Origin of the sequence: Streptomyces sp. NPDC058000 (assembly GCF_042886435.1) — a bacterium.
Classification (GTDB): Bacteria; Actinomycetota; Actinomycetes; order Streptomycetales; family Streptomycetaceae; genus Streptomyces.
The window spans coordinates 58,499-72,699 of record NZ_JBHVQS010000019.1 but is presented as its reverse complement, the minus strand read 5'-3'; the positions used below and the strand labels follow the sequence as shown (position 1 = coordinate 72,699).

Annotated in this window: 8 protein-coding genes; 5 read left to right on the top strand and 3 right to left on the bottom strand. The window is 74.0% G+C overall.

Features of this window, described 5'->3' with window-relative positions; all coding sequences use genetic code 11:
* The first annotated feature begins 12 nt into the window (after window positions 1-12).
* Window positions 13-735 carry a copper homeostasis protein CutC gene (locus ACFVT2_RS20160; protein WP_390019543.1) on the top strand — a complete coding sequence of 241 codons (723 nt, stop codon included), beginning with the start codon at window positions 13-15 and terminating at the stop codon, window positions 733-735.
* A gap of 318 nt (window positions 736-1,053) precedes the next feature.
* Window positions 1,054-3,282, top strand: coding sequence for an FG-GAP repeat domain-containing protein (locus ACFVT2_RS20155; RefSeq protein ID WP_390019541.1), 2,229 nt, complete (start codon window positions 1,054-1,056; stop codon window positions 3,280-3,282).
* A gap of 155 nt (window positions 3,283-3,437) precedes the next feature.
* Here the strand turns inward: ACFVT2_RS20155 and ACFVT2_RS20150 are convergent, their stop codons facing one another.
* Entirely contained in the window at window positions 3,438-5,627 is a 2,190-nt protein-coding gene (locus ACFVT2_RS20150) for a HelD family protein (RefSeq protein ID WP_390019539.1), read from the bottom strand.
* 359 nt (window positions 5,628-5,986) lie between these two features.
* Between ACFVT2_RS20150 and ACFVT2_RS20145 the strand changes: the two genes are divergently transcribed.
* Both ACFVT2_RS20145 and ACFVT2_RS20140 read left to right on the top strand, forming a co-directional pair.
* The gene (locus ACFVT2_RS20145) at window positions 5,987-6,196 is read left to right on the top strand and encodes a hypothetical protein (RefSeq protein ID WP_390019536.1); all 210 of its coding nucleotides are present in this window, start codon (window positions 5,987-5,989) and stop codon (window positions 6,194-6,196) included.
* Between the two features lie 405 nt (window positions 6,197-6,601).
* A complete protein-coding gene (locus ACFVT2_RS20140) occupies window positions 6,602-7,891 on the top strand; it encodes a glycosyltransferase 87 family protein (RefSeq protein ID WP_390019533.1) in 1,290 nt (429 codons plus the stop codon).
* 145 nt (window positions 7,892-8,036) lie between these two features.
* On the opposite strand, the gene ACFVT2_RS20135 is transcribed toward ACFVT2_RS20140, so the two are convergent.
* Together ACFVT2_RS20135 and ACFVT2_RS20130 are read right to left on the bottom strand one after the other, a co-directional pair.
* Window positions 8,037-9,722 (bottom strand): DNA repair helicase XPB, encoded by a 1,686-nt coding sequence (locus ACFVT2_RS20135; RefSeq protein ID WP_390019530.1) that lies wholly within the window; start codon window positions 9,720-9,722, stop codon window positions 8,037-8,039.
* Between the two features lie 265 nt (window positions 9,723-9,987).
* Window positions 9,988-12,621, bottom strand: coding sequence for a helicase-associated domain-containing protein (locus ACFVT2_RS20130; protein WP_390019528.1), 2,634 nt, complete (start codon window positions 12,619-12,621; stop codon window positions 9,988-9,990).
* A 327-nt stretch (window positions 12,622-12,948) separates the two neighbouring features.
* Between ACFVT2_RS20130 and ACFVT2_RS20125 the strand changes: the two genes are divergently transcribed.
* Window positions 12,949-14,196: a hypothetical protein gene (locus ACFVT2_RS20125; RefSeq protein ID WP_390019525.1), complete on the top strand. Its 1,248-nt coding sequence runs from the start codon at window positions 12,949-12,951 to the stop codon at window positions 14,194-14,196.
* Window positions 14,197-14,201: the final 5 nt, after the last annotated feature.

Below are 14,201 nucleotides of genomic sequence, written 5' to 3'. Positions count from 1 at the left end.
AGGTTGGGTCGTATGAATCAGCGCGCGCTCCTGGAGGTGATCGCGCTCGGTCCCGAGGACGCGGTCGCCGCGCAGGCCGGCGGTGCCGACCGCCTGGAACTGGTCGCGGACATGGCGGCGGACGGGCTGACACCGCCGCGCGCCACGTTCGCCGCGATCCGCGCCGCCGTCGACATTCCGCTGCGGGTGATGCTGCGCGCCGCCGACGGCTTCGCGGCGGGCGACGTGGACGCGCTGTGCGCGGAGGCGGCGGCGCTGCGGGCGGAGGGGGCGGAGGAGTTCGTCCTGGGGTTCCTGACGCCGGACGGGCGGCCGGACCTGGTGGCGGTGAAGGCGTTGGTCGAGGTGGTCGACGGCTGCCGGTGGACGTTCCACCGGGCCATCGACCGGGCCGCCGACCGGGACGCGCTCCGCAAGGAGCTGGCGGGCTTCGCCGGCCCGGCCGGGCTCGACACGTACCTGACCGCCGGTGCCGCGGAAGGCGTCGACGCGGGACTGGCGACGCTGATCGCCGAACGGGCGCGCAAGGCGGCGGGCGAGCCCGGGTACGCGCCGCGGATCCTGGTGGGCGGCGGGCTCCGGCTCGACCACCTGGCGGAGCTGCGGGCGGCCGGACTGGACGCGTTCCACATCGGGGGCGCCGCCCGGCCCGGTGGATGGGCCGAGCCGGTGGACGCGGCGGCCGTGCGGGAATGGCGGGCGGCGTTGGACGCACCGGTGGGTTCGCGGGTCTGAGCCCCGACCCCTGGGGAGTGCGCCGAGGGGGCGCCTAGCGGGTCAAGGGCCCCGTAGGGGATCAACCGGCCACGTAGCGGATCCACAGGGGTAAACCGGCCACGTAGCGGATCCATGGGGGTAAACGGGCCAGAACTACCGCTTGGTAGGATTTTTGTGAATCGGCATGGGGGAACGCATTCCACCGGCTTGGGGGGATTCGTTTCCTTCCGGCCGCCCTCCGGCCTGCACAACGCATTGCCAGGAGGGCAGATGACCCGTTCCGCCATATCCCGACGGCCTCGGACGTCGGCGACGTCCGGGAGTTCGCGCCGGCTCATGACCGGCGCCGTCGCGCTGGTCCTGGCGGTCACCGCCGGTCCGCTCGTCGCACCCGCCGTGGCCGCCACCCCCGCCGCCCCCGCGGCCACCACCGCCCCCGCGCAGGCGCTGAAGATCGCCGCCGGTTCCGAGATCGTGAGCGCCGGCCGGACCGGGTTCCTCTCCGTCGACGGGCAGCACAACGTGCTGTGGACCCGGTACGCGGACGGTGTGACGACGAAGCTGGCCCAGGACGACGCCCTGTCCTCCTACGACACGACGCACGGCACGGCCTCCGACGTCGTGGCCCTGGGCGACAACCCGGTCATGGGCGCCTCCCACAAGATCACCCTGCGGGACATGGCGAGCGGGTCGTCCACCCTCATCGACCTCACCACGTACGGCTACCGCTACCTGGGCACCGTCGGCGCGCGGGTCCTCGCGTACCAGCGGAACGACAACGGCACCGTAGTGGCGCACATCCTGGAGGCCGCCAAAGGCGGCGAGATGACCGACCGGGTGATCACCGGTCTGCCCGACGCCACCCGGGACGTCAAGGTGGAGTCGGGCTCCGCCGGCGCGGCCGTGCTGCGGTACTCGACCACCCCGGACGGCGTCGACAACCGGGGCATGGAGGACTACACGGTGGCCGACCTGGCCTCCGCCAAGGTCATCACCGGCCGCGGGATGGTGGGCGGCTACGCGTCCGGGACCGCGGTGTCCGGCAGCCACATGGCGCTCGCCGGCGGCCTGTTCATGGGCGACACCGACACGTCGCTGCGCACGACGGCGCTCGGCGGGGACCAGCAGCGGTGGAGCATGGACCTCGGCCGGGTCGCCACCCCCATGGTGGGCCTGGTCGGCGACTGGGCGCTGTACGGGAACCCCTGGCAGAACAACGAGGGCTACGACAGCGGTGAGGCGGCCTTCCGGGCCGTACCGATCGGCGGCGGCAGCGTCCGCAAGGTGCTGGACCACGCCTCCTCGCTCACCCCCACTCCGGACGGCGACCTGCTGGTGAGGGGCGGCACGGTGGCCGACGGGGAGGGGCTCTACCGCATCTCCCGCGGCGCCGACGGCGCACCCGTCGCCAAGCTGATCGCGAGCACCGGCGAGCGGACCGGGCTCACCCTGGTCGGCTCCGAGGTCCCGGCCGTGGCCGAGCTGGACAAGGGCCGGTGGCGACCGCGCTGGCAGCTGTCGCACGGCAACGCCGACGTGTCCGTCACCCTGCGCCACACCGCCTCCGGCGCCCAGCGCGAAACCGAGATCCGGATCGATCCCGCCAAGTGGGAGAAGCCGGGGCCGACCTGGGTGCAACTGGACTGGGACGGCCTGCTCGGCCGCTCCTACGCCCCCGACCTGGCCGCCCCCAACGGGGCGTACACGTGGAAGCTGACGGCCAAGCCCCGTAACGGCATCGGCCCGACCCTCACCGCGAACGGCACCTTCACCGTGGCGCGCAAGCCCGCTCCGCACGACTACAACGACAACGGTTCGCCGGACCTGCTGGTCCGCGACGGGTGGGGAAACCTGGAGCGCAAGGACACCTACCGCGCCCCGGAGGACGGGCAGCTGAAGAGCGGTGACGCGGCGCGGGTCGGCGGCGGCTGGGACATCTACGACCAGGTCACGGCCGTCGGCAACGTCGCCGGCGCGGACCACGGCGACGTGGTCGCGCGGGACAAGGCCGGGGTGCTGTGGCTGTACCTGGGCAAGGGGGACGGCTCGTTCGACGGCCGCGTCAAGATCGGTGCGGGCTGGGGCGGTTACACCCAGCTCACCGGCGGCGGCGACCTCAACGGCGACGGCCGCGGAGACCTGCTGGCCCGTGATACCGCCGGGGTGCTCTGGCTCTACAAGGGCACCGGCAACTGGAAGGCACCGTTCGCCCCCCGCGTGAAGATCGGCGGCGGCTGGAACATCTACGACCGGATCGTCTCGGTCGGCGATGTGGCCGGCGGGCCCGCGGGCGACGTGGTCGCACGGGACAAGGACGGGGCGCTGTGGTCGTACCTCGGCAAGGGGGACGGCACCCTCGACCGCCCGGTGCGGATCGGCGCGGGCTGGGGCGGCTACTCCCAGCTGATCGGCATCGGTGACGCCAACGCCGACGGCAAGGCCGACCTCGTGGTCACGTCGGACGACCAGGTGTACGTCTACCACGGCACCGGCAACTGGAAGGCGCCGTTCGCCCCGCGCGAGCTGACCGGCATCTCCAACAGCTGGAACGACGAACTCGCCTGACGGGGGAACGGGTCACGGGGGACCAACGGGTCACGGGGGGACCGGGGACGCGGGGGATCGGGGACGTGGGGGACCGGGGGCGCGGGGGCGGTGCCTGTCGGGCACGCGCCCCCCGTTTCCGGCGGCCGGCGCGGTCCCCCGCCCGGTGGTCGCCGTCAGTCGGTCCCGAGCTGCTCCGGCAGGGCCGTCGCGTGGACGATCGTCAGGCCGGAGACCGGCCGGGTCAGGCACACGTACAGGCGGCGCAGGCCGGTCCGTTCGTCCGGTTCGCCGTCCACGATCGCCGCCGGCTCGTCCAGCACCACGTAGTCGTACTCCAGACCCTTGGCCAGGGTCGCCGGCACCAGCGTCAGCCGGGCCTCGGCCGAGGTCTCCGCACCAGGAGGCAGACAGCTGATGCCGGCCTCCTCAAGGGCCGCGCGCAGCACCGGAATGCGGGCATCCGCCGCGATCAGGCCGATCGAGCCCTCCTTGGCCAGCGCGTCGCGGCAGGCCGCCAGGACGGCCGCGTCCAGATCCGCGGACTCCACCGCACGGAGGGCGAAGTCGCCCGCCGACTCGCGGATGGAGGTGGCCTCCTTCAGGTCGGGCGCGATCGCCGGCAGCAGACGGGACGCGTAGGCGATGACCTCGCGCGGTACGCGGAAACCCTGGGTCAGCTCCTCGACGACGGAACCGGGCTTGCCCAGGTGGGCCAGCGCCTGCTGCCAGGTGTCGGTCGCCCACGGGGTGGTGCCCTGGGCGATGTCGCCCAGGATCGTCGCCGAGCCGGTGGTGCAGCGGCGGCCCACCGCCCGGTACTGCATGGGGGAGAGGTCCTGCGCCTCGTCCAGCACCACATGGCCGAGCGAGTGCGTCCGGGCCACCAGGTCCGTCGCCTCGTCGATCAACACCGCGTCCGCGGACGACCACTTGGCGCTCTTCACGCTGCGCGGCGCCCGCTTTCCCGAGCCGGGCAGCGCCCACAGGATCGTCTTCTGCTCCTCGTCGGTGAGGAGCCCGTCCGCGTGCTCGGCGAGGAAGTCGACGTCGACCAGCAGCCGCAGCACCAGCTTCGCCGGATCGACCGGCGGCCAGATCGCCTTGACCGCCGCCTTCACCGCGGCATTACGGGCCACCGCGTCCTGCACCCGGTCGTCGGGCGCCTCGCCCGCCTGCTCCATCCGCACCAGGACGGCGTGCGCGATCCGCTGCGGCAGCGCCTCACGGGCCGCGCCGTACCGGATGTCGCGGTCCTGCAACTCCTGCACGATCTCTTCGAGTTCGTACGCCGGGATGCGCCAGCGGCGGGAGCCACGGACCACCATGCAGGGCTCCTGCGGCAGCGTCACGTGCGAGCGCACCGCCCGGCGCAGCACCTCGGCCATCCGCGCATCGCCCTTGACCATGGCCGCGGCCGCGTCGTCCGTGCCGCGCACCTCCACATGGCCCACCAGGTCGTCGATCGTGGCCTGCTTGACCTCCAACTCCCCCAGGGCGGGCAGCACCTGCTCGATGTACTGGAGGAAGGAGCGGTTCGGGCCGATGACGAGGGTGCCGGAACGGGCCAGCCGCTCCCGGTGGGCGTACAGCAGGTACGCGACCCGGTGCAGGCCCACCGCCGTCTTGCCCGTACCGGGCGCCCCCTGGACGCAGACCGTGCCGCCGATGCCGGACCGGACGATCTCGTCCTGCTCGGGCTGGATGGTGGCGACGATGTCCCGCATTGGGCCGACGCGCGGGCGCTCGATCTCCGCCTGGAGGAGGGCGCTGGTGGTCTCGGCCTCGGCCGGGTCGGTGAGGTGCTCGTCCTCGTAGGCGGTCAGCTCGCCGCCGGTGTAGCCGAAGCGGCGGCGCAGCCTGAGGTCCATCGGGTCCTTCTTGGAGGCCCGGTAGAACGGCTGGGAGACGGGGGCGCGCCAGTCGATGACCATGGGGTCGCCGTCGGCGTCGTGGACGTGGCGGCGGCCCACGTAGAAGTTCTCGCCGGCGGCACCCTCGGCGAGTTCGACGCCGGGGGCGTGGAGGTAGTCGAGCCGACCGAAGAAGAGCGGGGTGCCGGAGAGGTCGGCGAGGGCCTTGATGCGGGCGTCGATCTCGCCCTGGAGGACCTTGGCGTTGACCCAGTTCGCGGCGACGTCCGCGATGTTCAGGGCCTCGGCGTCCTTGCGCATGGCGCGGAGGGCGGTGCGGGAGGCGGCGAGGTGCGCGCGCTCCCGTTGGAGCGGGTCGCCGGGTGCGGCCCCCTGGCCCTGGCCAGGGGCGTGGTCGAGTGCCGGAGCCTCGGGTGACGGAGCCGGGCCCGCGGCGGGTGGCGCCGGCGTTGCGGGGTGCTGGTCGGGTGTCGGGTGGGCGTGCGAGGGCACGGCTTGCCTCCGGTGACGGGTCAATCCTCGGTACGCGGCGCGACGGCGCGACGGCGTGCGACGGCATGATGCGAAGGGCCGACCGGTTTCCGACCGGACGGCGGCGCTCCCCTGAACGGGAGACAGGCAGGCGCGCGATTGTAGTCAGCACCTATTCGGGACGCCAACGGATTTTTCGGCGGGGAGCCGGTGCGGGGTGCGGTGTACGGGGGCGTGTGACGCCGTCCTTGGGAGGGATAACCCTGAGGTCCCTAGGTCTCCCGTAGGGGACGGTATGGACCCACAGGCTGATGCCGGGGCGTGGAGAAATGGAACTGTGGGGCGATGTGCGCCATTCGCGTGAAAACGATGATGGAGACATGAGCAGCGCAACGATTTCCCCAGCCTCTGTCCACGCCGTCCCCCGACGCTCGGCCAAGGGCGCCACGGCCCTCGGCGCCGCCCCGACCACCGGCTCGGCGGCTCGCGAGGAGCACCGCCACCTGATGGGCAACGCCGTCCGCGCGGTGAAGGTCTTCGCCGCGGCCGCGTTCAGCGTGGTGGTGATGGGGGAGTACGCCGAAGGGTGAGGCGAGGCGCGCAGCGAGCCCGCACCGAGGCCCGCAGCACGGCGAGTCCGAGCACGTTCCAGTCCGAGCAAGCGCAAGTCCGAGTACGTACCAGCCCGAGCAAGCACGAGTCCCGTCCGACGACACTCGTCCGGCAACGCCGTCCGGCAACACCCGTCACATCAGCCGCTGCGTACCGCTGCGCACCGTTGCCAACCACTGCGTGGCACCGCATGCACCGTAGGCGCGGTCCGTACTGCCGGCGGCCGACGTTGCGCGGTTCGGCCGGATCGCGCACCTTTCGTGCGTGTGACAGCCGATTCCGCATGGACAACTGGTTGACCGGAAAGCGTTACGGACGGTCGGTCTCGAACGACTAGCGTCGCCGCAGAGAGCGCGCTCAGGGCGACGAGGAGGGGTCAACGGGTGTCTGCCGCCGACGGGACGGGGACGTGGACGTGGAGACGCACCTGGGCGCAGAGCATCGCCAGCCCCGGCCGACTGGCGATAGGCGTGGCGCTGCTGGGCCTGTCCTGCGCCGGGCTGTATGCGCTCTCCCTGGCCGTGCAGCTCCCGATGTCCGACATAGAGGTCTACCGCGCCGAGGGCCACGCCGCCGCGACCGGCGGTGACCTCTACGGCTTCACGGTCACCAAGTGGGCGCTGCCGGCGACGTACCCGCCGTTCGCCGCCCTGCTGTTCATCCCCACCACCTGGATCTCGCTCACCACCCTCAAGATCACCTGCGTGCTGGTCAACGCCGCCCTGTTGGCACTGCTGATCCACCTCTCCTGCAAGGCCGCCGGCCTGCGCCGGGCCGCGTACTCCGCGCCGCTGCTCCTCGGCACCACCGCCCTCGGCCTCTGGCTCGAACCGGTCTTCCAGACCCTGGTCTTCGGACAGGTCAACCTCGCCCTGACCTGCCTGGTCCTATGGGACCTCTCGCGTCCGGACGGCGCCCGCTTCAAGGGCTTCGCCACCGGCCTCGCCGCGGGCATCAAGCTCACCCCGGCGATCTTCGGGGTCTATCTGCTGATCACCGGGCGGGTGAAGGCCGCCTTCACCACCCTCGCCGGATTCGTGGTGTCGGTGCTGCTCGGCGCGCTGGTGCTGCCCGCGGCGAGCGTGGATTTCTGGACGCGGCGGATGTTCGAGACGCAGCGGGTCGGCAAGCTGTGGATCGTCGACAACCAGTCGCTTCAAGGACTGCTCGCGCGGCTCCTGCACACCACCGAGCCGGGGGCGTGGTGGCTGGCGGCGGCCGCGGTGACCGCCGCGGCCGGGCTCTGGATCGCCCGCCGGTGTTACGTCCACGGCCTGGATCTCTGGGGCGTCCTGGCCACGGCCGTCACGGCACTGCTGGTCTCGCCGATCAGCTGGTCGCACCACTGGGTCTGGTGCGTGCCCCTGCTGGCCGCGCTGATCGCCCACGCCCGACGCGACGCCTGGCGCTGGGCGCTGGTGGCCGCCGTCGCGGTCACCTTCGCGGCCCGCTCGATGTGGGCGCTGTACCACAAGGGCACCCTGGCCCTGCACTTCTCCTGGTGGCAGCAACTCCTCGCGGCCCCCTACCCGGTGCTCGGCCTCGCCCTGCTGGCCGCGCTGGCCTGGTGGACGCGCCGGACCCCCGGCGCCCCCGGGGGCCTCCCGGACACCCGCCGGTTCCCCTCGCCACGCGCCGGCGGCCGCCGGCCCGCCGAGGCCCCGTCGAGCTGACGACCGTCACCGAGGCCCCGGCGAGCCGACGAATCCGTCACCGAGGCCCAGCCGAGCCGACGGCCGTCACCGAGATCCCAGCCAACCGACGAGGCCGTCACCGAGATCCCGGCGGGTCGACGAAGTCGCCACCGCCGTCCCCCCATCACGCCGAAGCGGGGTCGTCCTCCCCGGCCGTGATGTCGTCCTTGCCCGCCGTCAGCAGCTCGTGCGCGTCCATGATCCGGTACGCGTAGCCCTGTTCGGCCAGGAAGCGCTGGCGGTGGGCGGCGAAGTCCTGGTCGACGGTGTCGCGGGCGACCACGGAGTAGAAGCGGGCCTCATGACCGTCCGCCTTGGGGCGCAGCACCCGGCCCAGCCGCTGGGCCTCCTCCTGGCGGGAACCGAACGTGCCGGACACCTGGATCGCGACGGTGGCCTCCGGCAGGTCGATGGAGAAGTTCGCGACCTTGGACACCACCAGCACCGAGATCTCGCCCTCCCGGAAGGCGTCGAAGAGCTTCTCGCGCTGCGCGTTGCTCGTCTCGCCCTTGATCACCGGGGCGTCGAGGTGCTCGCCCAACTCGTCCAGCTGGTCGATGTACTGCCCGATGACCAGCGTCTGCTCGCCCGCGTGCCGACGCACCAGCGCCTCGGTCACCCGCCGCTTGCTGTCCGTGGTGGCACAGAAGCGGTACTTCTCCTCCGTCTCGGAGGTGGCGTACGCCAACCGCTCCGAGTCGGTCAGATCCACCCGCACCTCGACGCAGTCCGCCGGCGCGATGTACCCCTGCGCCTCGATCTCCTTCCACGGGGCGTCGAACCGCTTGGGCCCGATCAGCGAGAAGACGTCCGACTCCCGCCCGTCCTCGCGCACCAGCGTCGCGGTGAGCCCCAGCCGCCGCCGCGCCTGGAGGTCGGCGGTGAACTTGAAGACCGGCGCGGGCAGCAGGTGCACCTCGTCGTAGACGATCAGGCCCCAGTCCCGGGAGTCGAACAGCTCCAGGTGCGGGTAGACGCCCTTCCGCTTGGTCGTCAGCACCTGGTACGTGGCGATGGTGACCGGCCGGATCTCCTTCTTCGTCCCGCTGTACTCGCCGATCTCGCTCTCGACCAGCGACGTCCGCTTCACCAGCTCGTGCTTCCACTGCCGGGCCGAGACGGTGTTGGTGACCAGGATCAGCGTGGTCGCCTTGGCCCGCGCCATCGCCCCCGCGCCGACCAGCGTCTTCCCCGCGCCGCAGGGCAGCACCACGACGCCGGAACCGCCGTGCCAGAAGCCCTCCACGGCCTGCGACTGGTACGGGCGCAGCGACCAGCCGTCCTCCGCCAGCTCGATCGGGTGCGCCTCGCCGTCCACGTAACCGGCCAGGTCCTCGGCCGGCCAGCCCAGCTTCAGCAGCGTCTGCTTGATCTGCCCGCGCTCGGACGGGTGCACCACGACGCTGTCCGGGTCGATCCGCGCGCCGACCAGCGGCTGCACCTTCTTCGAACGGAGGATCTCCTCCAGCACGGGACGGTCGGTGGTGGACAGCACCAGGCCGTGCGCGGGGTGCTTGGTGAGCGTCAGCCGTCCGTACCGCGACATGGTCTCGGCGATGTCGACGAGCAGCGCGTGCGGGACCGGATACCGCGAGTACTGCACCAGCGCGTCCACGACCTGCTCGGCGTCGTGGCCGGCGGCCCGCGCGTTCCACAGCCCGAGCGGGGTCACCCGGTAGGTGTGGATGTGCTCCGGCGCCCGCTCCAACTCGGCGAACGGCGCGATGGCCCGCCGACAGGCGTCCGCCAGCTCGTGGTCCACCTCCAGCAGCAGCGTTTTGTCGCTCTGGACGATGAGAGGTCCGTTCACGCGCCTCGCCTTTCGCATTCCGGTGTGAACCGTCGGCCCGGGCCGCCGGGCGGCCCCGGGTGCCAAACGTCCAGTGTGCCGCATCGCACCGACATGCCGGCCCGGTCGGGCGTCGGGACCCTTCTCGGACGGCCCGGCGGCGGGCCACGAAGCGCATCGGGAGCAGGGCCGGATCCCGACGGCGCCCGGGTCCGCGCCGGAGAGCACGCCGCGGGTGGTTTCGGGGGAGGGCGGTCACTGCGACCTGGGGCGGTTTTCCCGCAGGTCAGAGTGTGTCGTCGGCGAGTTCGCAGACGCCGGTGATGCGGTGGAGGGGGTAGGTGCGGACCTCGTCGGAGGTGTGGTCGTAGGCCGTGACGTAGCCGCCCTCGACGCGGACGGGGGCGATCACCCGCTGGCTGGCGGCGCCGTCCGCGTTGACGTAGCCGATCCAGACGGGCGAGCCGGTGAGGACCGCGGCCTGCATGGTGGCCAGGGTCTCGGCGGAGGTGGTGCGGGGCAGCACACCCGGGGCCGGGGTCGGGGCGTCGGTGGGTGCGGCGGTGGGCTTGCGTTCGGCGGTGGCGGCCAGGTCGCCGGCGCGGATGGCGCGGACCGCCGCCTCCAGCAGGGTGCGGTCGGGCGGCGGCGGGCCGTCCGGGACCGGGGTCGGGGCCGTCCGGGGCGGGGTGCGGTAGGAGTCGGCGCGGGCCACGAGGACGTCGCCGGCGGCGGATTCGGCGGCCGGTGCGTAGCCCATCGCCCGTAGGCCGTCGAGGAGTTGCTCCGGGGAGGACTGGGTGGCGAGCACGGTCGGGGCCAGTCGGCGCAGGCGCAGTGCGGCGGCGCGGCGGTCGGCGAGGATCTCGGAGAGCAGCGCGTCGTCGTCGCAGCGGACGTAGGCGGTGGCCGCGCCGACCCGCAACTGGCCGTGTTTACGGGCCACGTCGTTGATGAGGTAGGAGAGCGGCTGGGGGACCGGGGTGCGGGAGTGGGTGGTGAGGAACTCCTGGAGTTCGGCGGCGGACCGGCCGCTGTCCAGGGCGCGGCGTACCGAGGCCGGGGTGAAGCGGTAGACCGTGGCGCCGCCCTTGGACTCGATGTCGGCCAGCACGCCGAGCGCCTCGGCGAGCGGGCGGTGCAGCGGGCCGGGGGCGACGGCGGTCAGGTCGGCCTGGAGCAGGACGTGGTCGAGCGGTTCGGGCAGCAGCGGGGCGAGCAGCGCGGCGGCGCGGGTGGCGGCGGCGGTCGCTTCGGCGGGGGTGAGGGGGGTCGCGCCCGGGCCCGCTGTGCCGTCCGGGCGCTCGCGTTCCTCGTGCGGGCCGGTGGCCGGTCCCGGAACCGTTTCCGTGGTCCGGTCGGCGCCGATCAGGGCGCGGCCGTGGGTGGCGAGGGCACCCCGGCCCGTCACGCCCAGCAACTCGGCTTCGAGGAGCGTCCCTTGGGCGAGTCGGGAGCGCAGGTCCCCGGTCGCCGTCCCGGCCGAGCCGTCCGGGGCGGCGACCGGCGAGGGGGTCTGGCCCGGCACCTGGGCCGCGGGTGCCGACGCCGGGGCCTGGGCGGCCGGTGCGGCGGCGCGCAGCGGCCGCTCCCAGCGCAGTCGGGACAGCAGCGCCGCCTCCGGTACGGACGTGCCGGGCGGGAGCGTGGCCAGCAAGGTCAGTACGCGGTGGCGGACCTCGGGGGCCGGGGAACGGTCCAGGTGCGGGCCGAGGGCGGCCAGTGCGCGGCCCTTGGTGTCGGCGGTGCCGACCAGGCCCGGGGTGCGGGTGGCGGGCAGCCAGGCGGCGACCAGGATCGCCCAGCGTTCGTGGTCGGGCAGCTGGAGCCAGTCCTCGGCGGCCGGGGTGGCGGCGTAGCGTTCGTCGGCCTCGCCGTCGGAGGCGATCAGCCCGGCCGCGTAGGCGAGTTCGAGCCAGAGGGCGGCGAGCTGCTCGGTGGTGTCCAGGGCGGTCGCGGTCCGCTTGAGGTCGCGGATGCTCAGGCCGCCGGCGCGCAGGATGGGCGGGCCGCCGAGGTCCCACTCCTTGAGCAGTTCCTCGACGGTGGCCAGCGCGGTGAACGCCTGGCTCGCGGCGGCGTTGTCCACAAGCTGTGGATCGCGCGCGGTGGTCGGAGCGAGGGCGGGCGGCGCCGGCTCGGGGACGCGGTGCGCGCGCCCGGCGCGCAGGTGCAGCGCGGCCTCCCTGGGCAGCACGACGTTGCGGGCGCCCGCCGGCAGCAGCAGCCCGCGGTCCAGCAGCCACTGCACGTGCGCGGCCGGCCGGTCGGTGACCGCCCCGTAGGGCGGGCCCCACAGCAGTTTGTCCAGGACGGCCACGGCCTCGGCGGGCGCGGTGTCCAGGAGGGCGGCCGTCCGGGCGCGGTCGGAGAGGAGGGCGGTGAGGGCGGCGACCGCGGACACCGGGTCGTGGGTGGCGGGCAGGTCGACCGCGGCCAGGATGTTCTGGAGCCGGCCCGGCGACATCCCGGCGGTGGCCTCGGCGACGGTCGGGCCCAGACCGGTCGGCGAGGGGCGGGTGGGGCTCGGGGTGAGCAGTTCCCGGGCGGTGCGGACCAGCCGCAGCCGGTCGTCCGGGCCCCACACCAGCGCCTGGGCGCGTAGCGCCGCCACCGCCCCGGGCAGGGCGGCGGCGACCGCCTCGTCCCCGGCGTCCCCGGCCATCAGCGCCGCCAGCGTCCCGTACGGGCAGGGGTCCGGCGCGACCGCCAGTGCCTCGGCGGTCTGGAGGGCGAAGGCGTCCAGCCGCTCCACCGCCCGGACCACCGACGCCCGGGTCCCGGCCCGGGTGGCCAGCTGCGTCAGATCACCCGGCACCGGGTTCAGCAGGTCGGGCCGGGCCCGCAGCAGGCCGGCGAGCCCGCGGTCCGAACGGGTCCTGAGCTCCTCGGCGAGGGTGCGGGGGGTAGCGGTGGTCATTCGTCTTACGTTAGCCGGGCGGGCGGGACGACGGGAGCAGGCGGCGGGCGCGGAGCGGGCGGGGCGATCGGGCGGGGGCGATCGGGCGGGATGGCGGGATGGCGGGACGGTGGGATGGCGGGACGGTGGGGCGCTCACCGGTGGCCGTCGCGCGGTGCGTCGCGCCGTGCACCGCGCCGTGCGCCGTGCCGGCCGTCGTTCCGCGGTGCTGCTCGTCCGTAGTGGCGCGCGCCGTGTTGTGGGCCGTTCCGTGGGCGGTCCGCGGTGGCGGTGCGGGCCTACGGGGTACCGTCGGGGCAGTAACCAGCGCACGCCGCAGGGGATTTCGTGGGGATCGAGAGCGAGCAGCTCGTCTTTGACTATCTGAGCCGGGTGGGCGACCTGGCCCAGCAGCGGGGGCTGCCGTCCGGCACCCGGATGCGGCTGGTGGCCTCGCTGCGGGCCGAGATCGACGCGCAGAAGGGCGACCCGAAGGCCGATTCGGTGCCCGGGGTGAAGCGGATGCTGGCCCGGCTGGGGACGCCGGAGGCGGTGGTGAAGGCCGCGGCGGACACGGCGGGCGGGCCCGGCGCGGAGGGTGCCGGCGGGACCGGTATCCGGGCGCCCGGACCGGTGGCCGGGCCCGCGGAGCCGGTCCGCCCCGCACAGTGGGCCGGTGCGCGGGGCAGACTCGGCGGGCTGATCGGCAAGGTGCCCGCACCGCGCGACGGGGACGCGGCGGAAGAGGACGGTCGACGGCCGGGCTTCTTCACGAAGCGCGCCGGTCAGCCGGCCGTCCCGGAGGTGCCGTGGGGCGGCGCGCCGCCCCATCTGGCCGGCGCCGACGAACTGGGGGACGGGGAGGACCCGCCCGACTGGTGGCGGGTGGAGGCCGCGCCCTACGGGGCGGAGGCCATGCCCTTCGGGGCGGAGGGCGCGCCCCCCGGGGCGGAGGATTCGGTGCCCGGGTTCGTCGGCGGTATCGAGCTCCCGGAGGTCTGGGAGCGGCCGGCGGAGGAGGGCAAGGACGGTGCGGGCAAGGACGGCAAGGGTGTGCCGTCGGTGGACAAGGGTGTGCCGTCGGTGGAGAAGGGCGGCGGCGAGGGGCGTGGGCGGGTCCTGCCGGCCCTGTTGCGGCGGACCCTCGGGCGGCCGGCCAAGGAGACCGCGGCCGAGTCCGCGGCCGGGGCGGCGGGCTCAGAGGGCGTAAACAGCGCGGAGGGCGGCGCGGAGGCGTCGGTTCCGGTTCCTCTGCGGGCGTGGCTCAGTCCGGTGCTGACGCTGGCCGTGCTGCTGCTGGTGGCCGGCGCGGTGGCCGGGTCCTGGCTGGCGCTGGCCGGCGGCTGGGGGATCGCCTACGTCTCGCGCCGGCTCAGCCGTAGGGAGACCAAGTTCGCGGCGCTGGGCGTGCCCGGGATGGTCGTCGGCGGCCTGGTGGTCTGGGTCTGGGGCCGCTTCGACGGCCGCTGGGGCGCACCGATCGCCCCCGGGCACCTGGGGCAGGAACTGCTCGCCGGTCTGCCGGGCGTGGTGCGGGTGGCCGCGGTCGCCTCGGCGCTGTTCCTGCTCTGGCGGATGCGGCGGGCGGCGGGTTGAGGTGC

Coding starts and splice junctions, on each gene's coding strand:
- ACFVT2_RS20160 (WP_390019543.1), top strand. CDS start 13: ATGAATCAGCGCGCGCTCCTGGAGGTGATCGCGCTCGGTCCCGAGGAC.
- ACFVT2_RS20155 (WP_390019541.1), top strand. CDS start 1,054: ATGACCGGCGCCGTCGCGCTGGTCCTGGCGGTCACCGCCGGTCCGCTC.
- ACFVT2_RS20145 (WP_390019536.1), top strand. CDS start 5,987: ATGAGCAGCGCAACGATTTCCCCAGCCTCTGTCCACGCCGTCCCCCGA.
- ACFVT2_RS20130 (WP_390019528.1), bottom strand. CDS start 12,621: ATGACCACCGCTACCCCCCGCACCCTCGCCGAGGAGCTCAGGACCCGT.